This window comes from Cytophaga sp. FL35 (assembly GCF_014349235.1).
Classification (GTDB): domain Bacteria; phylum Bacteroidota; class Bacteroidia; order Flavobacteriales; family Flavobacteriaceae; genus Euzebyella.
The window spans coordinates 1-25,258 of record NZ_JACSOH010000004.1 but is presented as its reverse complement, the minus strand read 5'-3'; the positions used below and the strand labels follow the sequence as shown (position 1 = coordinate 25,258).

The following is a 25,258-nucleotide window of genomic DNA, read 5'->3' as shown; positions in this document are numbered from 1 at the left end:
ACAAGGTTTAATAGTTAAATAATTGTTTTTATTACTTAGATTAAAAACTAAATGTCAATGAAAGAGAAAAATCGGTTCCTCTTTTGTATGAAAGGTCGGTTATAGGCCCGTCTTCCAAGAAGCCTACGACTGCTGGATTTTCAGTGGCTAAATCACCTTCGGCATTTTCAGTCACCCTTTCGATCAATGGATTTAAAAGGTTCTTGGCATTCAAACCAATACTTAGATGCTTGTTCAATTGCATGGATGATATAAAGTCAAGTGTTACATAGCCTTTGTCCATTAAGTGGCCACGACCGGTACTACCCAAAGCATATAATCTTTCAGAAAAATAGTTGGCCGCCAAGGTGCCGCGGAACTCTCTTTCTTTTCTAAACTGTCTATAGAAACTGATGTCGCCGTTCAAAATAATATCCGAGGCTCCTTGCAGTGGCGCTTCTGTATTGGTGAAAGCAGCTGATAACCTTGTTTCATTAGCCACTTTCTCAGAATCTAATTGTTGGTTGGTTTTTAGATAGGAAATATTTCCGCCTAAAGTCAATCTTTCTTCCAGCACGGCATCTTCGGTATCAATATCATTTTGGATGAGGTTGACACGAGCTTCCAATTCGGCACCAAAAGCAGTTGCGTTATCTCCAGTATTGGCATAACTAAGGTCGTTTGCCGCTGATACCACCAAGAAAGTGTTGATTGGGTTTTCAATATATTTTGCGAATACCCCAAAGGAGATGATTTCACTGGAAGTTGGGTAAAGTTCCCATCTAACATCAAAATTGTAGTTGGTGGAGTTCTCTAGATCAGGGTTACCATATGAATCTTGAGTTATATCTTCTTGGAACAAGAAAGGAGCTCTTTCTTTAAATTGAGGTAAGGTATACGTTTTACTGGCGGCAAATCTCAGATTTTGCTTATCATTAAGCTCGTATTTTAGAGCTAAGGAAGGCAAGAATTCAAAGGTGTCCAATTCGTTTTCGTCCTCGCCAAAGGTGGTGTTCCAATTAATTTCTTGAATAATTTGTTCTGCCCTTAAACCAGCAAAAAGCGTGAATTTAGGATTGAATTTGTATTCAAGGGTAGCAAAACCAGCATTGATGGATTGGTCTCCTCCAAAAGTCTGTGGGTCCAATGCTCCAGGAATGGTAGAAGTACCTCTAAAGGTTCTAATTTGATATAGACCTGAGCTTAACGTGTTTTGTTCAAAATATTCATCAATTTGTCTGATGTCTACCTCTGGTTGATCGTTAGGCCTTAAGAATTGAAAGTTAAACTGCGTGGCGTCGAAGTCTACGTTTTTAAACCTACCGTTATAACCAACGGTCAATTTGCCGTCAAAGCCGTCGTCTTCATTTTCCTTGAATTTGTAAGTGGCAGAAATGTTTGCGGCTATCTCCTCTTCATCAAGTTCTTGAAAAAATCTATGGTTTTCAGATGCTGCAGATACCAGGGCAAATGATTTTGGTCCATCAGGATTGTTGTTTCTACGAGGTAAGACGGTATTTTGTCTTCTGTCTGGCACCAAGTTTTTTACGTAATTGTAAGCACCTCCCCAGTTTACATCCAATTTGTCGTTCAGGTTGTGTTCACCCAATAATTGATGTACATATAAGGTAGTTCTTTCAAAAGTGGCCCTTTGAATGAAACCGCCACCTTCTGGTGCATCATCTTCCCTATCAAGAATACCGAAAAACTCTTGTTGTTTTTGACTCGAGTTGTTCAATACAAGCAGGTTGTATTTAAAGTTATTGTTGTTGTTCAGTCTAAAACCAACATTACCCATTAAGGTTGTGGCGGTAGAGTAGTCAAAAGTGGTAAAGTCAAAAGCTGAATTAGGTAGCCCGTTTCCAACATTGGGCTGCCCGTTATTGATACCTTCGTTGTAGGAGAAATTGTTCCCAAAGGAAGCTACGCCAAAAAGGCTAAGTCTTGATTCTTCCCCAATTGTATAGGTATCGCCTCCTTTTAGCGAGAAGCTTGAATTGACAGGAGTACCATATGCCTCACGATTCCAATTGGTTTCAAAAGTATCGGAAAATGGATTGTCTGGAATATCATAATTGTAGAAACCGGAAAAATTAGGCCCGTCGTTCAAGTAAAATTGGTCAACTCCCAAGGCCTCTGAATTGCCTCCTACCGAAGCGCTTACATCAAAAAAACCGGTTCCGTTGTAATCTCTTGAAACGATGTTTACGTTGGCTCCACCAAAATCTCCGTAGTTAGCGGCGTTGTAGGTTTTGTCAATTCCAATGGATTCAATAATGCTTGAAGAGAATACTCCAAGATCAATGTTCTTTTTAGAAGTATTGTTTGAAGGTAATGGCAATCCGTTCAGTGTAGTAATGTTGAATCGATCGCCCAGTCCACGAACATATACATTTCCTGAACCTTCCTCTTTTGAAATACCGGTTACTTTGGTAACTGCTGAGGCCGCATCGGAAACACCTTTTCGTGCCAATTCCTGCGCTCCAATAGAAGTTTCAAGAGTAATGGCTTTTTTCTGGTCCAATAATAAGGCTACTTCAGAATCTTTTCTAGCGACGGTGGTAACCACAACCTCTTCAAGGGAAACACCTTCTGAGGCGCTCATTGGAATGTTAACAGTGGCTACTTTGCCGGCTTCTACTGTTATGTTAGGTATTTCAACCGTTTCATAACCTAAATAGCTAAAAACCACAGTGTAGGTACCGGGCTCTAGATTGGGGATTTCATATAGCCCATCAAAGTCTGTTGTAGTACCAGTGGTGGTACCTTTGATAATTACATTGGCAAATGGTAGTGGTTCATTATTAAATTCTTTGTCAGTAAGTTTACCTCCGATACTTCCTGTATCTTGGGAGAACATTTGAAGCGTTGCGAACAACGCTAGGGAAACAGTAAATAAAACTCTCATTTTTTCTTTTTAGTACGCCGCAAATAAAGAGACGTGCTGTAAAAGTCGAGTTACGCCCATGTTAAATATATTTTGCAATAATGTTAGTTTAATGTTACAATATTAAATCAACGTTAAGCCGGTTTGGGATACATGTATTATCTTTATCTTGGCCCGATCATTAAAGAAAACTATCCCATGAAAAAGAAAGATATCAAGATTCTGTTGGTAGACGATGAGCCTGATATTCTGGAGATTATAGGTTACAATCTCACCTCTGAAGGTTATCAAGTATTTACGGCAAAGAATGGGGCAGAGGGAGTTGCCCTTGCCAAAAAAAGACAGCCGCATCTTATTATTTTAGACGTTATGATGCCAGAAATGGACGGTATTGAAGCTTGTGAGGTCATTCGTAATACTTCCGGTCTTGAGAACACCATAGTCACTTTCTTAACGGCCCGTGGAGAAGATTATTCACAAGTAGCGGGTTTTGAAGCAGGAGCAGATGATTACATCACAAAGCCTATTCGTCCTAAAGTTTTGGTAAGCAAGGTAAAGGCGTTGCTCAGAAGGCTTAAGGAAGATACATCCTCCACTGATGAAATTGTAAAAGTGGGCAATATTGTAATTAATAGGGAGGAGTATAAAATTATCAATGATGGGGAAGAAATCATATTGCCCCGTAAGGAGTTTGAACTACTTTCTTTATTGACCTCCAAACCTAGTAAGGTGTTTAAGCGCGAAGTAATATTAGATAGGGTCTGGGGCAATGAAGTAGTTGTTGGTGGCCGTACCATAGATGTTCACATAAGAAAACTGCGCGAAAAGATAGGCGAAGACCATTTTAAAACGGTTAAGGGGGTTGGGTATAAATTTGTACTCTAGTTACCCATTTTCTTATCGTTTTCAGTTATTTGCCGTAATTTTGGGCTTTGGTCCAAATCTTTGTTTTGGCCTTTTAAAAAATGTAATCCAAGATGGCCACTCAATTAAAACGGTCTTACCGCTTTGCCTTTAGGTCTTCCTTTGTTCTATCCTTGGTGTTTGGTATAGCCCTTTCAGGGCTTCTTTACATTTGGGATATGTTTAACCCTGCTTTTGCGGTGGTCGCCACCCTAATGCTTTTTGTTATAGCCTTTATCGCCCTGCAAATAAGGATAGAACACTTTATCTACAGACGTATCAAACAAATTTATGATGACGTTACCCTATTAGAATCATCATCTTTGGTAGAAGGTCCCATTACTACAGATATGAAGACCCTCACAGAGGAAATTGAAAAGTTTGCCAAGGACAAAAAGGTTGAGATAGATACCCTTAAAATACGGGAAGAATACCGTAAAGATTTTTTGGGAAACGTTTCCCATGAGCTCAAAACCCCTCTCTTTACCGTACAGGGCTATATCGAAACCCTGCTGGATGGTGCAATAAATGATAAGAGTGTTCGAAAGAAATACCTACAACGAGCCAATAAAGGCGTAGATCGTCTTATTTACATCGTAAAGGACCTCGATCTTATAACAAAGTTGGAAGTAGGGGAACTCAACCTTCGCAAGGAGAAATTTGATATTATAGAGTTGATCCAGAACGTGTTCGATTTACTTGAAATGAAGACGGAAAGTAAGAACATCGTGCTTACTTTTGACATGGAATACGAGGTGCCTGTTTATGTTTTTGCTGATAAGGAAAAAATACAGCAGGTGGTGACCAATCTACTAGTAAACTCCATTAAATACGGCCATTCTAACGGAACTACAGAGGTAAGTGTTGAAAATCTGATTAAAAATAAAGTTATTATTAGGGTAACCGATAACGGAGAAGGAATCCCCAAGCAACATATACCTCGATTGTTCGAAAGGTTTTATAGAGTTGATAAAAGTGGAAGCCGTAGTGAAGGTGGATCAGGTTTGGGACTAGCCATCGTAAAACATATAATCGAGGCCCATAAGGAAAAAATTTATGTTGAAAGTGAGATAGGAGTAGGAAGTGAGTTTTCCTTCACTTTGGAAAAAGCCTTGGTAGAAGCGGATGATGAAGAGTTTGAATTAACGGAAGATGATGCTATATAGCTAAAGAAATTTGGTGTGGGAAGTAAGAATAAACTAAAAAGATTTAAAGAGAATGAAGGCTTTGAAAATGTAATTCAACCTTCAAGGGAAGAAATTAAGGCGGGTTTTCCGTTAAGGGGAAAATGGTCGGGTCAGTTTAAGAACAACAACCCAATTGTATTGGAACTTGGTTGCGGAAAAGGAGAATACACCGTTGGCCTTGCCAAACAAAATGCAGATAAAAATTTTATCGGTATCGATATCAAGGGTGCGAGGCTGTGGAGAGGTGCCAAGACGGCTGTTGAGGAAAATATGGGAAATGTCGCTTTTTTGCGAACCCAAATTGAATTGATAGATGAGATTTTTGCAGAAGGGGAAGTTGCGGAAATATGGATAACTTTTCCAGACCCACAAATTAAATTTAAGCGTACCAAACACCGAATGACCAATCAGGTTTTTCTAGATAGGTATCGTAAAATTCTTAAGCCGGACGGTATTGTTCATCTAAAGACGGATAGTGAATTTATGCACGGCTATACACTAGGACTTTTGCACGGTCTGGGACTGGAAATTATCTATGCCAACCACGATGTGTACAAAAATGAGGGAAGCCCCAAGGAAGTTTTGGAAATTCAAACTTTCTACGAGAAACAATACCTGGAAAAAGGTAAGCCTATCACCTATCTTCAATTTAAGATAAATTGATGTATGCTACATTTGTTGATTCTGTTTTTCGCTACCTTCTCAGCGGCCTTCATGGCCACCGTGCCTCCCGGCTTACTTAATATGAATGCGGCCAAAACCAGTGTTGAAAAAGGAAAGACAGACGGAATCATTTTTAGTTTAGGTGTTGCTACCGTAGTGGTGCTTCAAGCCACTATAGCTGTTTATATCTCTAAATTCCTGTATAACAATCCCCAAGTAATAGATGTACTTTTAAAGATTGCTGTGGGTGTGTTTGCCTTTTTTGCGGTCTATTTTTTTGTAGCTGCCAAGAAAACCAATACAAAGGTAAAGAAGAAGGTTAAGGTTAGTAAGAAGAATAGTTATTTTAAGGGCATGCTTCTTGGTGCTCTGAATCTTCTAACTATTCCTTATTACAGCGGACTTAACATTATGTGGAATGCTTCCGGATGGATCAAGTTCAAAATATGGGATATCCTAACTTTTATCTTGGCGGCAGGAGCGGGAACTTTTACCGTACTTTATATGTACACCGTGTACTTTAATAAATTGGAACGGAAGACCAATCGGTTTTCAAAAAATAGCAATTACATCCTAAGTTTATTAATGCTGGTGTTGTTGGCCATTACCTTATCCCGTATCTTTTACAGATGAAACCGGAAAACCAGAATTTCTTTGAAAAGGTGTACGAGGTCGCTAGGCTTATTCCCGAAGGCAGGGTTACTTCCTATGGTGCCATTGCCAAATACTTAGGGGCCGCTCGCAGCGCCAGAATGGTAGGTTGGGCTATGAACGGTTCCGGGAAATATGAAGATGTGCCTGCGCACCGCGTGGTGAACAAAGCGGGTTTGTTAACCGGAAAACATCATTTTGACGGCACCAATCTTATGCAACAACTTCTCGAAAATGAAGGGGTGAAAGTTGTGGACAATCAAATTGTAAATCTAGAAAAACACTTTTGGGATCCCTTTAAGGAACTTGGATAATCCATAACTTAGTCAAAAGTGAGGGTGAACGTTGTTCGCTCATTTGAACTCACTTGAATACTTCCTTTATGCAATCTCATAATTTGTTTGGAAAGACTCAGCCCTATGCCTGTACCCGTATTTTTGGTCGTAAAAAAGGGTACAAAAATTTCATTCATCAATTCTTCCGGTATTCCCGGTCCATTGTCAATGACCTGAATGTATTTCTTGTCCTTTGAATCTACTCCCGCTATCAATAAAATCTCTCCATTCTCTTGATTACTCAAGGATTGTTGGGCATTTTTTCCAAGGTTCAATAAGACCTGCGTTATCTGCTTTACATCGATATAGAGTTCCAGGTTTTCAGGGCTTACCTGTATTGCGATGTTGGTGGAAGTTTTATTGTCCGGACGTTCCAATAGGAGGGCCACTTTCTCCAAAACGTTCTTGGCGGGAATTAATTCCCTGTCCGGTTCTGGAACGCTTAAAAATTTCCGGTAAGATTGAACAAAGTTCATCAAATCAGAGCCTTGTTCTTTTATCACCTCCAGCCCTTTTGCGGCACTGCTTAAATGTTCTTCTGGCAAATCGGCACCCTTCACCACACTCTCTCCATTTTTAAAATATCTAAGGATGGAGTCTGAAATGGAAGTGATAGGGGTGATGGTATTCATGATTTCGTGTGTGAGTACCCTGATCAGTTTCACCCAAGAATCGGTTTCTTTTTCATCCAGTTCTTTTCGAATGTCCTGTACAACTACCAATAATAACGAATTGGCATCTACGGTTACCGCTGTGGCCTTGAGGGCCAATTCTATCTTCTCGCGCTCATTGGTAAGCTGGTGGGTGTTGCTTTCAAAAGGCTGAAGTTTTTCAAACTTTTTAAAAAGTTCTTCGTCCACCTGTTTCAACTGTTTTACATGGTTGAGCGGATGGTAGTTTAAAAGTCGTTCTATGGTGGGGTTGGCGTAGAGAATATGGCCCTTGTCGTTGATGGTCATGATGCCAATATCCGCCTGTTTTAAAATCTCTTGGTAGAATTGCTCCTGGGCCTGTTTTTTTAGGTGAATGTCTTGAATCATTTCATTGAGTACATTCAAGCTATGGTTAAGCTCCTTTAAGGATTGTACACTTAATTTTTCTGGAAACCTCAGGGTAAAATCCTCGTTTTTGATAGCTTCAAAGAAATAGGCAATTTTCCGGTTGGTCTGGTTTACGTAGTAAATAAGAAAATAGGTCTGTAGAATGAGAAGGAGCAAGGTCAATACCGCAAGTATGTAATTCTCGTTCACCGTTAAAAACCCTAGGGCCACAGCTGTTAAGGTGAGTAGAATAATGCGGAAGACCAGTTGTAGATAGATGTTTCTGCTAACCATAAGACTAGTTTTTACCCATTTTTTTCAGCTTGTTGTACAGCGTTTGTCTAGATATACCCAACTGCTCTGCGGCAGCACTATAATTCCCTTCATTTTGCTCAAGGGCACTATTGATCATCAAAAGCTCCATCTCCTCCAAAGTGGCCGGACCGTTGAGGTTGGTACTTACGTTTTGTTTATTACTAAGCAGAAAATCTTCCGGTTTAAGAACATTTCCTTCAGATAGGATAACGGCACGCTCAATGGTGTGCAAAAGTTCCCTGATATTCCCCGGCCAAGGGTAGGCTAGCAATTTTTCCTGTGCCTGCTGATTTATTTTCAGGGACGGTTTGCCATATTTAGAGGTGAATTTTTTCAGAAAGAAATCCGTAAGCACTAAAATGTCATTGTCACGCTCCCTTAGTGCCGGGACTTCAATTCTAATGGTATTGATACGGTATAAAAGGTCTTCCCTGAATAATCCATCGGCAACCATCTGGTCCAAATCCTCATTTGTGGCACAAATTAGTCTAATATCTACGGGAATGGATTTATTGGAACCCACCCGAACGATAGTTCTGTTTTGAATGGCCGAGAGCAGTTTTGCTTGTGCCTGAAGGGATAAGTTTCCAATTTCGTCTAAAAACAAGGTGCCCCCATTGGCTGCTTCAAATTTTCCAATTCGGTCTTCCTTGGCATCGGTAAAGGAACCTTTTATATGCCCGAACAATTCGCTTTCAAAAAGGTTTTCGGAAATAGAACCCATGTCCACAGGAATAAAAACTTCATTGTTTCTGGCGCTTAATTTATGAAGCTCGCGAGCGATCAATTCCTTTCCCGTACCATTTTCACCCGTGACCAAAACGTTTACATCCGTTTTTGCCACCTTGCCTACCATTTTAAGAACTCCATTGAGCGCTTTGGAATTTCCAATTATATAGTTCTTGTTTTGGTTGATGACTTGCTTTAAGTGTGTTTCCTTTTCTTTAAGTTCATGGACTTCCTTTTTGGATTTTCTAAGTTCAAAGGCCGATTTTACCGTGGCCAATAATTTGTCATTGTTCCAAGGTTTTAATATAAAGTCGGTGGCGCCTTCTTTCAATGCTTTTACCGCCAAATCGACTGCCCCGTAGGCGGTCATCATAATAACAGAGGTTTGGGGTGCTTTTTTTTGAAGTTCCCTCAGCCAATACAATCCCTCGTTTCCGGTATTGACTCCGGCAGAAAAGTTCATATCGAGCAGGACGATGTCAATTTCCTTTAAATTGGGAAAAGAAGTAATTTGATTGGGGTTGGAAATGGTCTCTATTTTCTTGTACTCAAATTGCAAGAGAATTTCAAGAGCGCTCAAAACACTCTTGTTGTCATCTATGATAAGAATTTGCGCATCGGTCATTTAAGAAATAGTTTCAATTTGTTAGGTACTGGATAAAACTACAATAAGAGTTCGTAAAATTTTTTACAGTGTCAAAAAAATGGACAATAGTTGTACATAAATTTTACAGGTGCAGGGAGGGTTATTAACTTTTGATTTTATAAAACACTGTATTTCAGAAGTATAAGATTGTGGCACGGGAATAGTAATAAGTTTGGCACACGAATAAAATTATGAGCCAATTAATTAAATTTTTAGTATTTCTTTTACTCTGGATATCGGCAAAGTTGGCCGCGCAAGATTCTTGGACCTTGAATGAATGTGTTGACTATGCTCTAGAGCACAATTTACAATTAAAGGATTTTGATTACACTACGGACAGCAACCGGGAGTCTTATAGACAATCTATTAGAAATTTGCTTCCTTCGGTAACAGGGTCTTCCAATTACATCATCAATTTTGGTAGAAGTACCGATCCTTTCACCAATGATGTGGTTACTACTGATTTCTTCTCCAATCGTTTTACGCTAGAAAGTTCAGTTGATTTATTCAGGGGATTTCAGAAAATTAATTCCATTAAAGCCCAAAAACTCTTGTATAAGGCTACAAGGGAAGAAACACAGCAGCAGAAGTTTTTATTGGCTTTTCGAGTTATGCAGGCCTTTTACGATATAAAGTTTTTCGAAGGTTTGGTGGCTATTTCAAAGGAACAAATGCAGGTTTCTCAGGCCAATTATGATTTGGTGGCCAAACAAATTGAGCTAGGCCTAAAAGCGGGTGCCGATTTGTACGAAGCCGAATCCCTTTTATTGACCGATAAATTAAATGTTACCCAAAGTGAAAACCAATTGGCCGCCGCAAAACTTCAATTGATTCAGGAAATGAATTTGGAAGGAGCCAATGATATTACAATTGTTGAGGGCCTCAACTTGAATACCGCCAAGAATGAAGATTCCCTCATACAATCAGATACGATCTATCAACAAGCTACGGCTTTTATGCCCATTTTAAAAGCGCAAGAATTGAGGGTGGAAGCTGCTAAAAAGCAATTGGCGGTGGAACGTGGCGGATTGTTGCCCTCATTAAGTCTTTTTGCCGGTACCGCAACGGGTTATTTTGAAACTACAAGAGATAGCTTAGGGGTTACTGTACCCTTTAGGGACCAATTTAGGGACAACACCAGTAGGTATGTTGGAGTGAGCCTGAATGTGCCTATTAGCAATGGTTGGGCTACGAGGTCTAGGATCAAGCAGCAAAAAATAGAACGTTTAAGGGCGCAGAATAATTTGGAAATCCAGCAACAGGTAATTTTTCAGACCATACAACAATTGGTTCAGGAATATGAGTCGCTACAGGTACAAAGCGAGCAGAGTGCGCAAAATGTAAAAGCTCAAGAATTGGCCTTTACCATTGCTCAAAAACGATACGAAAAGGGATTGATTAATGCATTGGAATTATTTACGGCTAAGAACTTATTTGCCAATGCCCAAAATGAAAATTTACAGGTAACCTTACAAACACAAATAAATAAAAGTACACTGGATTTTTATAGGGGACTGCCGGTTTTTGATATGGAATTACAGTAGGTGGTTAGTAGTTAATAGAAAGAAGTTATAAGAAGTAAGATATAAGTATTGAGTTTTTATCTTTTCTTCCGAACAACGAACAACCAACAACTAATAATAAAAGAATAAAATGGATATACAATTAGAAAAGAAAAAAGGACTTAAAGCCAAACACTATGGTTACATCGGGTTGGGAGTGGTACTACTTTTGGTAGGCTATCAACTTTTATTTGCTAGCTCTGTTTCCACTTTTAGAACGGATCGGGAAAAGCTGTCTTTAGGTACGGTAACCGAGGGTAAATTTGATGACTACATAACCATTAGCGGTAATGTAGCTCCCATAGCCACCATCTATATGGACGCCTATGAAGGCGGTAGGGTATCCGAAAAATTAATCGAGGAAGGTGCCACCGTTAAAAAAGGGGATATCATCCTAAAACTGGAAAATATGAACCTCTACGAACAGATTTTAGCCAGTGAAAGTAATTTGGCATTGAAGCAGAACGATTTGCGATCTACCAAGTTGACTTTTGATTCCCGTCAAGTAGAAGGAAGACGTTCATTGGCAACCGCAAGTACGGATTTGCAACGCTTAAAGAGAAACTTTGAGCAGAACAAAGCCCTGTATGATGAGGAACTTATATCTAAAGAAGAATATTTGCTGTCCAAGGAAAATTATGAATTGTCCCAAAAGCAATATGAGATTGTTAAGCTACAGACCGAGCAAGATGACGAGCTTAGAAAGACTTCCTTGACGGGTCTAGATGCTGACTTGGCCCGCATGCAAAAAACACTGGGAATGGTGTACCAAAGATTGGATCATTTAAATGTTAGGGCACCTGCAGACGGTCAGCTTGGTTTCTTGGATGCAGAAATAGGTCAAAGTATTTCCCAAGGCCAACGAATTGGTCAAATCAATGTACTTACCGATTTTAAAATTGAAGCTCAAATAGATGAGCACTATATTGATCGCGTTAAAAGAGAACTTACCGCAGTTCTGGAAAGAAACGGTACCGAGTACCCGCTGAGATTGAGAAAAGTATATCCTGAGGTACGAAATGGAAGGTTTAAAGTAGACTTGGTTTTTACCGATGAAAAGCCAGAGACCATTAGGGCAGGACAGAGCTACAACATAAGGTTACAATTGGGTGAATCTAGCGATGCAATGCTTTTGCCAAAAGGAAGCTTCTTTCAAAGCACGGGAGGTCAATGGGTATTTGTAGTAGGTGCCGATGGTTCCGAAGCGCATAAAAGAAACATTAGAATAGGGAAACAAAATTCTAGATACTATGAAGTTTTAGAAGGACTTCAACCTGGAGAAAAGGTCATCACCAGCAACTATGATTCTTTTGGAGAGGCAGAGAAAATAGTATTGAAATAGGAAGTAGTTAAAAGTTATGAGTATTTAGAGGTGTGTATTGAGAAATGAGTACTGAGTATTCAGTACCAACAACCAACTGTCACATCGAGCGCAGCCGAGATGAACCAACAATTAACAAAAAACAGAACATCATGATAAACATTAGTAATTTAAAAAAGAGCTTTAGAACGGAAGAAGTAGAGACTTTGGCTCTTAATCAGGTTAATTTAAAAGTAGAGGATGGCGAGTTTGTGGCCATAATGGGCCCCTCGGGTTGTGGAAAATCCACTTTGCTCAACATCATAGGTATGTTGGATAGTCCTACGGAAGGAACTTACAATTTTGCTGGAAATGAGGTAAGCAAATTAAAGGAGCGTCAGCGTACCGAACTCAGAAAAGGAAATCTTGGTTTTGTCTTCCAGAGCTTTAACTTAATAGATGAGCTTACGGTTTATGAAAATGTGGAATTACCCCTCATCTATTTAAAAATGGGGAAAGCGGAAAGAAGGGAAAAAGTGAGGTCTGTTTTGGAGCGTATGAAAATTGCCCACAGAGAAAAACATTTTCCGCAGCAATTGTCCGGTGGACAGCAGCAACGTGTAGCCATTTCCAGGGCTGTGGTCACCAATCCGAAATTGATTTTGGCAGATGAGCCAACTGGTAACCTGGATTCCAAAAACGGAATTGAGGTGATGAACCTGCTTACGGAACTTAATCAAGAAGGTACCACCATTGTTATGGTGACCCATTCCGATCGTGATTCGCACTATGCACACAGGGTCGTCAATCTATTTGATGGGCAAATCGTAACCGAAAGTAAAAATAGGGCCATTGGCGCTATGATGTAGGAGTTTATTCATCAATACTTGACTAAGTTCAAGATCTATCAAAAAATAAAAAACCGTCCCCTAATCAAGGATGTACAGTGCAGGTAGTTACGGGTGAAGAGTTAATAATTAAAAGTTATGAATTAGTAGTTGTTAGATATGAGTAGTGAGATAAAAGTAGTGAGCTTTCAATTTCCTTACGAATAACGAACTGTCACATCGAGCGCAGTCGAGATGAACGAACAACGAACCGGCATCATTATCAAAAAACAAAAATTATGTTTAAAAACTATATAAAAATCGCTTGGCGGAACTTGATAAAAAATAAGCAGCAGACGATTATTAATCTCTTGGGACTTACCATGGGTACAGTCAGCTGTTTGGCCATTCTTCTGTACGTTTTTGCGCAGTTGGGTTACGACGAACATCACGACCATTCAGATAGTCTTTACCGAGTTGAAACGGTCATTGAACGAGATGGTCAAGAGCCTTTTGAATCGGCAACTTCATCGCCACCAATTGCATTTGCTATGAAGGAAGACTATCCCGAAGTGGAGGAAGCTACCAGAGTAGTGCTGACCGACGTTTTCTACAGTATGTTGATGCGTGCCGCCGATAGTGAAGATTCGTACTACGAATCTCGGGTCTATATGGCAGACTCCACCTTTTTCAAGGTTTTTGATTTTAAAATGTTAGAAGGTGATAAGGCTACAGCTCTAAATGAGCCCAATTCAGTGGTGCTTTCATCCAGTTTGGCAGATAAGCTTTTTGGTGAAAAGGAGGTTTTGAACAAAGCCATCGTTTGGGGAAGTGGCGAAGGGGCGCTCACGCTAACAGTAAAAGGGGTTTTTGATGAAAAAGCCCAAAAATCACACTTGAATCCCAATTACTTGGTAAGTATGAGCACCCCCGGAATGGGAACTTTCGTCCAGAATTTTGACAATTTCGCCACCAATAACTTTGTGCATAGCTATGTAAAATTAGCTTCCAATGTAAGTGCCTCCCAATTGGAAGCAAAATTACCGGGTTTTATTCAAGAAAGGGCTTCCGAGGATTTGAAAAGCGCCGGAATGGGCAATAAGATTCTAGAACTGCAAAAAGTTAAAGATATTCATTTGTACAGTGAGGGTAGAAACAACCAACTGGACAAAGTTTCTGATATTGCCTTTTTATATTTTCTTTTAAGTCTTGCCTTTTTTATTCAATTGGTGGCCTGTATCAATTTTATCAACTTGAGTACTGCCAGAGCTAGTAAAAGAGCTCGAGAAATTGGAGTGCGAAAAGTGGTAGGGGCAGGTAAAAATTCGTTAATGGGCCAATTTTTAGGGGAGTCCGTTTTACTCTCTCTTTTCGCTATGTTCATTAGCATTCCCATAGTGATTCTGTTGCTTCCGGTGATAAATGACTTGACCCAAGAATCTTTGACCTATTTGCACTTGTACCAATGGCAGATTGTTTCGCTATTATTGGCGATTGGGGTTGTTACAGGGCTGGCAGCTGGAATTTATCCCGCTATCATCCTTTCCTCCATTAAACCGGTCAAGGCACTTAAAAGTGCTACTATATTACAATCTGGTAGCGGTAATTTTCGAAAGGCCTTAGTAGTATTCCAGTTTGTGGTCTCTATTGGATTGGTTGCCACGGTAATTATCATTTCCCAACAATTTAAATTCACCCAAACCAAAGATTTGGGCTACAAAAGGGACAATCTGATCGCTTTACGGATAGGTACGGAAGAAGCATCCACCAAATTTGAATCCTTAAAATCCTCATTTTTGAATATTCCCGGGGTAACGAGTGTGGCGAGTGGTAATTACGCTCCTTCTGAAATGATTCTGGCCGATAACGGTTTTTATCTTCCCGGAGGTAACAGTGAAAACAGAACGGTGGTAAAAAGAAACGGTGTGAGTGATGGTTATTTTAAGACCATGGGTATCCCTTTGCTCAAAGGACGTGATTTTACTGCAGTTGATACCGTTGATCAGATTATCGTTAACGAAGCAACCTTAAGAGCATTCAATATCAAACTTGAGAATGCACTAAGTAGTACCCTGCTTCAAGGTACAGATGAAGAAACCTTTGAAATGCGAATTATTGGAGTGGTGGCCGATTATCACTTTGCATCCCTTCGGGAAGAGATTCAGCCCCTGTTTCTACATAAGGAAACGGAGCCCAATTGGCTTTTTCTTAAAACCAATACGGATAATTATGGAAGCCTACTTGCAGGAATGGAAGACCAATGGAATTCTACCGTAAGCAACGTGCCCTTTGATTACCGTTTTGTGGATAAGGAAGTAGAGCGTCTCTATGATGAGGAAAAGCGATTGGGACTTATTTCCGTGGCATTTACCTTTTTGGCGATATTCATTAGCTGTTTGGGCCTATTTGGATTGATTTCATACGTGACCGAACAAAAGAAAAAAGAGATAGGTATTCGAAAAGTATTGGGAGCTAGTGTGCATTCGGTAGTGCAATTGCTGACGAAAGATTTCGTGAAACTGGTGCTGATAGCCTTTTTGATTGCTTCACCTATAGCCTATCTTTTGATGTCGCGTTGGTTGGAAGGTTTTACGTACCGCATTGAAATTGAATGGTGGGTATTTGTGCTAAGTGGTGGTTTTGCCCTAATCATTACCCTTTTAACGGTGGGCATGCAGTCGTTAAGGTCTGCAGTTGCCAACCCGGTGAAGAGTTTACGAACGGAGTGAGTTAATAGTTATAAGTGGATAGTTATGAGTATTGAGATGTGAGTGTTGAGAATGTTTTACGAACAAGGAGGTTGAAAATTGACATAGGATATATGATGTAAGAGCTGAAAGTTAATAGAGAGAAGTTAAAAGATGCTTTTTCCTTACGATTAACGAACTGTCACATCGAGCGCAGTCGAGATGAACCAACAACGAACAACGAATAACGATCATCATCATCAAAAAACAAAAGTCATGTTTAAAAACTATTTAAAAATTGCGCTTAGAAATGCCTTTCGATACAAAAGAAATAGCATTATAAATATCTCCGGACTTAGTTTGGGATTGGGTTCGGTGCTATTGATAGCCTTGTATATAGCCGATGAGTTGCGTTATGATCAGTTTGTTGAAGATGCAGAACAAGTATACAGAATCAATATTGACGCTAAAATGGGCGCCGAGGAATTTTTTGCGGGTTATACCCCTCCCCCGGTAGGCCGCACCATGGTAGAATTATACCCAGAGGTTGAAGCCTATACAAGGCTCTATAGACCAGGAGCTGACATAGTTGAATATAGCGATGGTTCCACCAAAAATGTTTTTAATGAAGATGCTGTTTTTGGTGTTGACCCCAATTTTTTGGAAATATTGACATATCCTTTATTGAGTGGAAACCCAAAGACCTGTTTGACCGATCCAAACAGTATTGTGCTCACCCAGACTGTTGCCCAAAAATATTTTGGCAATGCTAATCCCATGGGTAAAACCCTTTATTACGGTTCTAAAAGAAAACCACTAAAAGTAACGGGTATATTGAAAGATATGGACAAGTTATCGGCTTCGGTAGAATTTGATATGCTGATGCCTGTTGAAAATTTTGGCAATGTCACGTATTTTGATTGGAGTTGGGTGTGGTTGAATATGGCTACCTACGTAAAGTTGAGTAAAAACGCTGTTAACAACCCTAAGTCAATTGCCAATTTAGAAGAAAAGTTTCCTGCTATGGTCAAGACCCACGGAGCAAGCGCTTTTGACCGTATCGGGCAGCCTTTTAATGAGTTTTTGGAAAAAGGAAACCGTTGGAACTTTCATTTACAAGCCTTGCCTGAAATTCATTTGAGGTCTGATGGTATTGAGTCAATCATTACCGAACAAAATAGCTTAAAAAACTTATACATTTTTGGTGCCATTGCACTCTTTATCATCATTTTGGCCTGTGTGAATTTCACTAATCTGGCCACGGCCCAATCGGTTAAAAGAAGTAAGGAGATTGGAATAAGAAAAGTACTGGGTTCTTTTAGATTGCAATTGATTCGACAATTTTTGGTGGAAGCTTTTTTATATACGGCAATAGCCAGTTTGCTTTCATTATTATTGGTATGGTCTGTGCTGCCCATGTTCAATGAAATATCGGGCAAGAATATTTCATTGGTCTATATTTTTGAAACGGAAATATGGATGTTTCTATTGGGCTTAACTTTTCTAACCACACTTTTGGCTGGTACCTACCCCGCATTTTACCTTACCGCATTCAAACCGGTACAAGTTCTCAAAGGAGTTCAGAACACTACAAATCCTAAAAACAGTTTTGTAAGAAACGGATTGGTTGTTTTTCAGTTTGCCGTTGCCACTATCATGATCATTGCCACATCAATTGTCTATCTACAATTGAAATACGCCCAAAATAAAGACTTGGGGTACAATAAAGAAAATATAGTGGTTCTGCACCATACAGAAAAATTGGGTGATCAAGAAGAAACTTTCCGTAATGAATTGGCTTCCCTTACCGAGATTAAAAGTGCAAGTATATCATCAAGTATGATTACCCATGGTACATTTGGTGATTTTTACTTTCCCGAAGTAACTAATGAAAATGAGAACATTGCCAAGGATATCCTATTGGAATCTTATTTGGTAGACAATCAATTCATAACCACTTTGGGCTTTGAAATGGCCGAAGGAAGGAGTTTTGATAAAAAGTTCAACGATTCATTATCTGTAATCATCAATGAAGCCACTGCAAAACAGATTGGGTGGAAGAATCCGGTTGGTAAACGAATTCAATATCCCGGGGGGAAAAATGAGTCCTATACGGTCATTGGTGTGGTAAAAGACTTTAATCTTCAGTCTTTACATAGTAGAATTGCCCCTTTTGCATTGTTTTCTGACCAATCTAAAAGTTACGATAGCGGCACTTCTTTCATTTCTTTGAAATTAAAGTCTGGCAGTCCAAAAAAGATTTTGGAAATTCTTGAGCGAAAATGGAATGATTATGAGCCTACAGTTCCGTTTGAGTTTTCTTTTTTGGATGACGATTTGAACACCGCCTACATCGCAGAGAAACGACAGGCGACGTTGTTTGGTGTTTTTGCATTTTTATCCATATTCATCGCATGTATAGGTCTACTAGGGTTAATAGCATTTACCGCACAGCAAAAAGCTAAGGAAATTGGTGTCAGAAAAGTTCTTGGGGCCAGTATGGCAGAAATACTCCAATTATTGGCGATCGATTTTGTTAAACTGGTAATGATTGCACTATTGATTTCATCCCCAATTGCGGCGTATTTTATGAACAATTGGTTACAAGATTTTGCTTATAGGATTTCAATACCTTGGTGGGTATTTATTGCCACTGGATTGGCGTCCTTATTAATTGCCTTGGTCACCGTTAGCTATCAAGCCATTAAGGCTGCAACTACGAACCCGGTTAAAAGTTTACGAACGGAGTGAGTCTATTGTTAATAGTTATGAGTATGGAGATGTGAGTATTGAGAATGTTTTAAAAATAAAAGGGTTAAAAATTGACGTAGGACGTAAGACGAGAGACGAGAGATTAGAGAAGTAAAACGTTAAAATTAAAATCTGGAAGTTAGAAGATAATAGTTAAAAGTTGTGAGTCATAGTGGGAAGTTAAATGATGATCATTTTCCTTACGAACAACGAACAACGAACAACGAACAACGAACAACGAACAACGAACAACGAACAACGAACAACGAACAACGAACAACGAAGACCATCATCATCAAAAAACAAAAGTCATGTTTAAAAACTATATAAAAATTGCCTGGAGGAGCCTCAAAAAGCAACCTTTTATTACCTCTCTAAATGTGTTCGGTTTGGCCATTGGTATGGCGGGAGCCATTTTAATTACCCTATATATCTATGATGAACTAAGTTATGATACCATGTTCGCTGATTCAGAAAGAATCTATAGGGTGAATGCCGATATAAAATTTGGAGGTGCGGTAATGAACATGGCTGAAACCGCTGCGCCTATGGCTTCTGTTTTGGAGAAGGATTTTGATCAGGTAGAAACGGTAACGCGGATACGAAATTGGGGAAGCCTATTAATTTCAAGGGAAAACTCCAAAGCCAACGGTAAAGAGGATAGGTCCGCTTACGTAGACCCTAATTTCTTTTCGTTTTTTGGGCTACAATTTTTGGAAGGAGATGTGCAATCCGCCTTGGAAAATAGCAATGCCTTGGTGCTTACCAAAAGTACCGCCCAGAAGTATTTTAAAGATTCCGAAGCTTTGGGTAAAACCGTTAGGTTGAACAATGAGGAAGTCTATACGGTTGCCGGTGTAGTAGAGGATATGCCCCAAAACTCCTTACTGCGTGAACACACCGTTTTTATGTCCATGTTGGGTTTTGAAGACTCCCGGTCAACCCAATGGGGAAGTCATAACTACTTTACGTTCGTAAAAATGGTACCTGATTATTCTATTGAGAATTTTCAGGCTCCTTTACAATCCTTAGTGTCCTCGCATTTGATTCCCTCCGTACAAAGTTACTATCCCGGTATTACCGAAGAGTCTTTTCTAGCCTCGGGCAATTACGTTCGTTATAGTACAACGGGGTTGGAAGATATTCACTTACATTCCAATCGGCATATAGAATTGAGTCAGAACGGTAGAATCGAAAACATCTATATTCTGGCTTCCATTGGTTTGTTTTTGCTCATATTGGCCAGTGTCAACTTTATGAACCTATCTACGGCACACTCTTTAAAAAGGGCCAAAGAAGTCGGCATTCGAAAAACCTTGGGTTCTAAAAAACAAAGTCTGGTCAGCCAGTTTTTAACGGAGGCGGGTCTCATCAGTTTTGCCTCTTTAGTAGTCGCATTGCTATTGGCCATTTCCGCGTTGCCCTATTTTAATGAGTTGGCAGGTAAAGAAATAGTGATGCCTTTTAATAGTCCTGTTTTTTGGTTGCTTCTTTTGATTGGAAGTATTTTTCTCGGCTTACTTTCGGGGTGGTATCCTGCCTTTTTTATGTCTCGCTTTAGACCTGCGAAAGTGCTCAAGGGCAGTGGAGAGCAAAGTATTGGCGGAAGCCGGGTAAGAAGTGCATTGGTCGTCACTCAATTTGCGATTTCGGTATTCCTCATTGTGGGCACTTTGGTCATCTATCATCAACTACAATACATTCAAGGTAAGGATTTGGGGTATTCCAAAGAACAAGTATTGGTGCTTAATGATATTTTTACCCTTGGTAATCAGAGACAGGCGTTCAAGGAGCAGGTGAAAAACCTGGGTTCCGTAGAAAATGCCACCTTGAGCAGCTATTTACCTACACCTTCCAATAGGAGTGATAATTCTTATTTTGAGGAAGGAGTAACCGATCAAGAGTATGCCGTACAGATGCAACGGTGGTTTGTAGACCACGATTACGCGTCTACTTTAGATTTAGAAGTTGTGGCCGGCAGGGATTTTAGCAGAGACTTTCCTACTGATTCTTTAGCTATGATTATCAATGAAAGTGCCTTGGCTAAAATGGGTAAAACGGCGGATGAGGTACTAGGAAAGAGATTTTCAAGCGATTTAGGAAATGATGGCGCTGCGTTTTACACCGTAGTTGGGGTAGTCAAGAATTTTCATTTTGAATCCCTTCGCAATGAAATTGGAGCGTGGAATATGGTATTGGGAGATTTATCCAATTCCATGGTGGTTAAATTAAAACCGGGGGATTTTAGTTCGAGTATTGCCCAAATAGAAAGTATTTGGAACGAACTGGTGCCCAGCCAGTCTTTCGACTATTATTTCATGGACGAATCTTTCAATGATACTTATCAAATGGAGCAAAGATTAGGACATATTTTTATCGTATTTACCATTCTGTCCATTCTTATAGCCTGTTTGGGTCTTTTTGGATTGGCTGCTTTCAATGCCCAAAAACGTACAAAGGAAATAGGGGTTCGCAAGGTGTTGGGGGCCAGCGTGGCACAAATCACCTATAAGCTGACACTGGATTTTCTAAAGCTCGTGGGGCTTTCTGTATTGGTCGCATTGCCATTAGGTTATTTCGCCATGAACAGATGGCTTCAAGACTTTAGTTACCGAATTGATATTCCTTGGTGGATACCTGTTTTGGCAGCCTTTGCAGCGGTGTTTATTTCGGTGGTTACGGTCAGTTTTCAAAGTATTAAAGCTGCGATTTCGGATCCGGTAAAGAGTTTGCGAACGGAGTGAGTTTGTAGTTAATAGTTAAAAGTTATAAGTGAATAGTTAGGAGTATGGAGATGTGAGCATTGAGAATGTTTTACGAACAAGGAGGTTGAAAATTGACCTAGGATATATGATGTAGGACGTAGGACGTAGGACGAGAGACGAGAGATTAGAGATTAGAGAAGTAAAACGTTAGAATTAAGATCTGAAAGTTAGAAGATAATAGTTAAAAGTTGTTAGTCATAGTAGGAATTTAAATGATGATCATTTTCCCTACCAACAACCAACAACCAACAACCAACAACCAACAACCAACAACCAACAACCAACAACCAACAACCAACAACGAACTAACAAGCATCATCAATCAATAAACAATCATCATGATAAAAAATTATTTAAAAATCGCCTGGAGGAAACTAATGAAAAACAAAGGTTATTCTATTATAAATATTGGTGGTCTGGCTTTGGGAATGGCGGTAACCCTAATTATCGGTTTATGGGTGCATGATGAATTGTCCCACAATGATTATTTCAAAAAGAAAAGCCGAATAGCCCAAATTTATCAGTCACAGACCTTTAACGGTCAGGTTGGTACAGGGCCGGCCATTCCTCGTCCTTTGGAATTTGCCTTAAGGGAAGGTTATGGCGATAACTTTGAACATCTGGTTATGGCCTCTTGGACAACCCCCTTGTATCTAAATTATGGTAAAAAAAGCCTCTCTAAAGAAGGTAATTACATGCAGGAGGGAGCACCTGATATGTTGGATTTGAACATTCTCAAGGGGGAAAAAGACGGACTAAGAAAAATAAACGCCATAATGCTTTCCAAATCCGTGGCGGATGCCCTTTTTGGGGAAGAGGAACCTATTGGGAAAGTAGTAAAAGTGAATAGTCAATTTGATGCCGAGGTAACAGCTGTTTATGAAGATATTCCGGTAAACAATTCCTTTAACGATTTGCAATTCATTCTTCCTTGGGAAAAATACTTGACCGTCTTTGAGTGGATCAAAAACGCAGAAGATCAGTGGGGCAATAACTCTTTTCAGTTATTTGCCGAGATTCCTGAAAACAGTACCATGGATCAGGTAACGGAGACCATTGAAGACGTTAAAAAGAATGAAAGTGGTGATGAAGCCGAGTTTGAGCCAAAATTGTTCTTATTGCCCATGGAAGATTGGTATCTGCGAAGCAATTTTCAAAACGGTCAGCAGGTAGGCGGCAGGATAAAATATGTTTGGCTTTTTGCCATTATTGGGGCCTTCGTACTTCTGTTGGCCTGTATCAATTTTATGAATTTAAGTACGGCCCGTTCCGAAAAACGAGCTAAAGAAGTAGGCATTCGAAAATCCATTGGTTCGCAACGCAATCAGATTATTAACCAATTTCTAAGCGAATCTTTTCTCGTAACGCTTTTTGCCTTTGTGTTAGCGGTAATATTGGTCTTGCTTCTTTTGGATGGCTTTAATGATTTGGCCAGAAAAGAAATCGCATTTCCATGGCAAAACGGACAATTTTGGTTGATTTCTATTGCCTTTATATTGTTCACTTCTCTTTTGGCAGGAAGCTATCCTGCCCTGTATCTATCGTCATTTAAACCGGTAGATGTACTAAAGGGAACCCTTGCTGCAGGAAAATATGCCGGTCTCCCACGAAAAATTTTAGTGGTATTGCAATTTACTGTTTCGGTGGCATTTATCATTGGTACGGTCATAGTTATGCAGCAAATTAACCATGCCAAGAATAGACCTGTGGGTTATGATGCTGAAGGTTTGGTACAGGTGCCCGTAATGAGTACCGATTTTGAAGGGAAATATGAGTTGATGCGCAACGAATTTATCAAGTCCGGAGCTGTAGTTGAAATGTCCGCTTCCAGTGCCCCTACTACTCAAATATGGTCCAACAGAGGAGGATTTACGTGGGATGGAAAACCCGATAGCTTTCAAGAAGATATAGCTTGGACGGAAGTAACCCCTGAGTACGCCAAATCGCTCAACCTTAAAATTTTAGAGGGCCGTGATTTTAATCGGGAATTGGCATCGGATTCCAATGCCGTTTTAATCAATGAAACCGCCAAAAAATATATGGGGCTGACCAACCCTGTCGGTACATTTATTAAAGATGAAGACATAGAAGACCCATTTCCTCCCATGAAAATCATAGGAGTGGTGCAAGATATGATTGCTCAATCTCCTTATGAGCCTGTAAAACAAGGCATTTATGCTTTTGATAAGCATGGGAATCAAAGCTTCTATAATTTACGGTTGAATCCCGATAGAAGTGCCAGTGGGAATATTGCCACTATTGAGAACGTGTTTAAGATCCACTTCCCCGATATTCCTTTTCAATATGATTTTGTAGATACTGAATACGGAGAAAAGTTCGCTTCCGAAGAGCGTATTGGAACCTTGTCGGCCATATTTACGGCATTGGCCATTCTCATAAGTTGTTTGGGGCTATTCGGACTCACTTCGTACGTAGCGGAGCAACGCAAAAAAGAAATTGGGGTACGTAAAGTGCTTGGAGCTTCGGTCTTTAATGTTTGGAACATGCTCTCCAAAGACTTTTTAAAGTTGGTGGTGATATCTTGTTTTATCGCTATTCCCATTGCTTATTATGTGATGAACGGCTGGCTGCAAGATTATCCGTATCGGGTCTTATTGGAGTGGTGGATATTTCTTTTGGCAGTTGTAGGGGCCATGGCAATTACCATTTTAACGGTGAGTTTTCAGGCCATTAAGGCCGCGAGTGCCAATCCGATAAAGAGTTTGCGAACGGAGTGAGTCTATAGTTTATAGTTAAAAGTTATAAGTGAATAGTTATGAGTGTTGAGATGTGAGTATTGAGAATGTTTTATAAATAAGAAGGTTGAATATTGACATAGGACGTAAGACGTGGGAATTATTGGTTGAAAGTTAAAAGTTAGGAGTTAATAGTTATGAGAGATGAGCAATAAGCTTTTCTTTATGACATAGGACTTAAGAAGAAAGAGCGATTGATTAAAAGTTATAAGAATTGAGATGTGAGTATTTTGATTTTTTCCTTACCAACAACCAACAACCAACAACCAACAACCAACAACCAACAACCAACAACCAACAACCAACAACCAACAACCAACAACGAACAACGAACAACGAACAACGTATGATACTAGAATTAAAGAATATTTTTAAATGGGTGCAACAGGGAGGTCAACGGGTCTTTTTGTTAAAGGATGTCAATCTAAAAGTAGAGGAGGGTGAATTTATTTCCATTATGGGGCCATCAGGTTCGGGAAAGTCAACGCTGCTCAACGTTATCGGAATGTTAGATGATTTTGATGAAGGGGAATACCAATTTTTGGGGGAATCCGTTCATCAGCTCAAAGAGAAGCATCGAGCCAATTTATACAAACAATACATTGGTTTTGTTTTTCAAGCGTATCATTTGATTGACGAACTTACGGTGTACGAGAATTTGGAAATGCCCCTGTTGTATAAAAAACATTCCTCATCGGAGCGAAAGGCAATGGTAGCCGATATGCTCGACCGGTTTAATATAGTAGGGAAAAAAGACTTGTTTCCCACTCAGTTAAGTGGTGGACAACAGCAATTGGTGGGGGTCGCTAGGGCTTTGATAAGTAAGCCCAAATTGATTTTAGCCGATGAACCTACCGGAAATTTAAATTCCGCTCAAGGGGAGGAAATCATGCAACTCTTTAAACAATTGAATGATGAAGGAGTCACGATAATACAAGTGACACATTCCGAGAAAAACGCCGCCTACGGTAAAAGAATCATCAATTTACTTGATGGCAGGATGATTTAATACTGACTTCCAGGTTAAAAGTTTAAAATTAGTAGTTAAAAGTTATGAGTGTTTAGGTGTGAGTATTGAGTTGTAAGTAGCGGGATTTTTTTCGCAACGAACTAGGACGTAAGACTTATGACTTAAGAAGAAAGAGTTGTTGATTAAAAGTTATAAGTATTGAGATATGAGTATTGAATTTTTTTTGCTTCATAGCAACCAGCAACCAGCAACCAGCAACCAGCAACCAGCAACCAGCAACCAGCAACCAGCAACCAGCAACCAGC

The 25,258-nt window shown here is 39.7% G+C and carries 16 protein-coding genes; 13 read left to right on the top strand and 3 right to left on the bottom strand.

What is annotated here, in order from left to right; translation table 11 throughout:
- Positions 1-40 precede the first annotated feature (40 nt).
- Positions 41-2,887, bottom strand: coding sequence for a TonB-dependent receptor (locus BIZ36_RS03820; RefSeq protein WP_187456548.1), 2,847 nt, complete (start codon positions 2,885-2,887; stop codon positions 41-43).
- A gap of 177 nt (positions 2,888-3,064) precedes the next feature.
- Here BIZ36_RS03820 and BIZ36_RS03815 point away from each other — a divergent pair, with 177 nt between their 5' ends.
- The 5 genes from BIZ36_RS03815 to BIZ36_RS03795 all read left to right on the top strand — a co-directional run bounded on the left by BIZ36_RS03815 (position 3,065) and on the right by BIZ36_RS03795 (position 6,584).
- Positions 3,065-3,751 carry a response regulator transcription factor gene (locus BIZ36_RS03815; RefSeq protein WP_187456547.1) on the top strand — a complete coding sequence of 229 codons (687 nt, stop codon included), beginning with the start codon at positions 3,065-3,067 and terminating at the stop codon, positions 3,749-3,751.
- Between the two features lie 92 nt (positions 3,752-3,843).
- The gene (locus BIZ36_RS03810; RefSeq protein WP_187456546.1) at positions 3,844-4,935 is read left to right on the top strand and encodes a sensor histidine kinase; all 1,092 of its coding nucleotides are present in this window, start codon (positions 3,844-3,846) and stop codon (positions 4,933-4,935) included.
- A gap of 15 nt (positions 4,936-4,950) precedes the next feature.
- Complete coding sequence (trmB, locus tag BIZ36_RS03805; protein WP_187456545.1) at positions 4,951-5,619, top strand: tRNA (guanosine(46)-N7)-methyltransferase TrmB; 669 nt, start codon at positions 4,951-4,953, stop codon at positions 5,617-5,619.
- Between the two features lie 3 nt (positions 5,620-5,622).
- The gene (locus BIZ36_RS03800) at positions 5,623-6,252 is read left to right on the top strand and encodes a LysE family transporter (protein WP_187456544.1); all 630 of its coding nucleotides are present in this window, start codon (positions 5,623-5,625) and stop codon (positions 6,250-6,252) included.
- Positions 6,249-6,584, top strand: a complete 336-nt coding sequence (locus tag BIZ36_RS03795) for an MGMT family protein (protein WP_187456543.1) — start codon at positions 6,249-6,251, stop codon at positions 6,582-6,584. The genes BIZ36_RS03800 and BIZ36_RS03795 overlap by 4 nt, the downstream gene beginning before the upstream one ends.
- Positions 6,585-6,592: 8 nt before the next feature.
- On the opposite strand, the gene BIZ36_RS03790 is transcribed toward BIZ36_RS03795, so the two are convergent.
- Positions 6,593-7,939 carry a sensor histidine kinase gene (locus tag BIZ36_RS03790; RefSeq protein WP_187456542.1) on the bottom strand — a complete coding sequence of 449 codons (1,347 nt, stop codon included), beginning with the start codon at positions 7,937-7,939 and terminating at the stop codon, positions 6,593-6,595.
- Positions 7,940-7,943: 4 nt separating this feature from the next.
- Positions 7,944-9,314 carry a sigma-54-dependent transcriptional regulator gene (locus BIZ36_RS03785; RefSeq protein WP_187456541.1) on the bottom strand — a complete coding sequence of 457 codons (1,371 nt, stop codon included), beginning with the start codon at positions 9,312-9,314 and terminating at the stop codon, positions 7,944-7,946.
- Between the two features lie 212 nt (positions 9,315-9,526).
- Between BIZ36_RS03785 and BIZ36_RS03780 the strand changes: the two genes are divergently transcribed.
- From BIZ36_RS03780 to BIZ36_RS03745, 8 genes are all read left to right on the top strand, one after another.
- On the top strand, positions 9,527-10,879 hold the full coding sequence (locus tag BIZ36_RS03780; protein WP_187456540.1) for a TolC family protein: 1,353 nt from the start codon (positions 9,527-9,529) through the stop codon (positions 10,877-10,879).
- Between the two features lie 109 nt (positions 10,880-10,988).
- Positions 10,989-12,239, top strand: coding sequence for an efflux RND transporter periplasmic adaptor subunit (locus BIZ36_RS03775; protein WP_187456539.1), 1,251 nt, complete (start codon positions 10,989-10,991; stop codon positions 12,237-12,239).
- 131 nt (positions 12,240-12,370) lie between these two features.
- Positions 12,371-13,066: an ABC transporter ATP-binding protein gene (locus BIZ36_RS03770; protein WP_187456538.1), complete on the top strand. Its 696-nt coding sequence runs from the start codon at positions 12,371-12,373 to the stop codon at positions 13,064-13,066.
- Between the two features lie 257 nt (positions 13,067-13,323).
- Complete coding sequence (locus BIZ36_RS03765; RefSeq protein ID WP_187456537.1) at positions 13,324-15,753, top strand: ABC transporter permease; 2,430 nt, start codon at positions 13,324-13,326, stop codon at positions 15,751-15,753.
- A gap of 234 nt (positions 15,754-15,987) precedes the next feature.
- Positions 15,988-18,462, top strand: a complete 2,475-nt coding sequence (locus BIZ36_RS03760; RefSeq protein WP_187456536.1) for an ABC transporter permease — start codon at positions 15,988-15,990, stop codon at positions 18,460-18,462.
- A gap of 311 nt (positions 18,463-18,773) precedes the next feature.
- The gene (locus BIZ36_RS03755) at positions 18,774-21,206 is read left to right on the top strand and encodes an ABC transporter permease (protein WP_187456535.1); all 2,433 of its coding nucleotides are present in this window, start codon (positions 18,774-18,776) and stop codon (positions 21,204-21,206) included.
- Between the two features lie 398 nt (positions 21,207-21,604).
- Positions 21,605-23,965, top strand: a complete 2,361-nt coding sequence (locus BIZ36_RS03750) for an ABC transporter permease (protein ID WP_286174553.1) — start codon at positions 21,605-21,607, stop codon at positions 23,963-23,965.
- Between the two features lie 367 nt (positions 23,966-24,332).
- On the top strand, positions 24,333-24,992 hold the full coding sequence (locus tag BIZ36_RS03745) for an ABC transporter ATP-binding protein (RefSeq protein ID WP_353616817.1): 660 nt from the start codon (positions 24,333-24,335) through the stop codon (positions 24,990-24,992).
- Positions 24,993-25,258 lie beyond the last annotated feature (266 nt).

What these genes read in the sequence shown, in the direction of transcription:
- BIZ36_RS03770 (WP_187456538.1), top strand. Translation starts at nt 12,371, where the DNA reads ATGATAAACATTAGTAATTTAAAAAAGAGCTTTAGAACGGAAGAAGTA.
- BIZ36_RS03800 (WP_187456544.1), top strand. Translation starts at nt 5,623, where the DNA reads ATGCTACATTTGTTGATTCTGTTTTTCGCTACCTTCTCAGCGGCCTTC.
- BIZ36_RS03785 (WP_187456541.1), bottom strand. Translation starts at nt 9,314, where the DNA reads ATGACCGATGCGCAAATTCTTATCATAGATGACAACAAGAGTGTTTTG.
- BIZ36_RS03755 (WP_187456535.1), top strand. Translation starts at nt 18,774, where the DNA reads ATGTTTAAAAACTATATAAAAATTGCCTGGAGGAGCCTCAAAAAGCAA.
- BIZ36_RS03820 (WP_187456548.1), bottom strand. Translation starts at nt 2,887, where the DNA reads ATGAGAGTTTTATTTACTGTTTCCCTAGCGTTGTTCGCAACGCTTCAA.
- BIZ36_RS03765 (WP_187456537.1), top strand. Translation starts at nt 13,324, where the DNA reads ATGTTTAAAAACTATATAAAAATCGCTTGGCGGAACTTGATAAAAAAT.
- BIZ36_RS03795 (WP_187456543.1), top strand. Translation starts at nt 6,249, where the DNA reads ATGAAACCGGAAAACCAGAATTTCTTTGAAAAGGTGTACGAGGTCGCT.
- BIZ36_RS03760 (WP_187456536.1), top strand. Translation starts at nt 15,988, where the DNA reads ATGTTTAAAAACTATTTAAAAATTGCGCTTAGAAATGCCTTTCGATAC.
- BIZ36_RS03775 (WP_187456539.1), top strand. Translation starts at nt 10,989, where the DNA reads ATGGATATACAATTAGAAAAGAAAAAAGGACTTAAAGCCAAACACTAT.
- BIZ36_RS03750 (WP_286174553.1), top strand. Translation starts at nt 21,605, where the DNA reads ATGAAAAACAAAGGTTATTCTATTATAAATATTGGTGGTCTGGCTTTG.
- BIZ36_RS03810 (WP_187456546.1), top strand. Translation starts at nt 3,844, where the DNA reads ATGGCCACTCAATTAAAACGGTCTTACCGCTTTGCCTTTAGGTCTTCC.
- BIZ36_RS03780 (WP_187456540.1), top strand. Translation starts at nt 9,527, where the DNA reads ATGAGCCAATTAATTAAATTTTTAGTATTTCTTTTACTCTGGATATCG.
- BIZ36_RS03790 (WP_187456542.1), bottom strand. Translation starts at nt 7,939, where the DNA reads ATGGTTAGCAGAAACATCTATCTACAACTGGTCTTCCGCATTATTCTA.
- BIZ36_RS03815 (WP_187456547.1), top strand. Translation starts at nt 3,065, where the DNA reads ATGAAAAAGAAAGATATCAAGATTCTGTTGGTAGACGATGAGCCTGAT.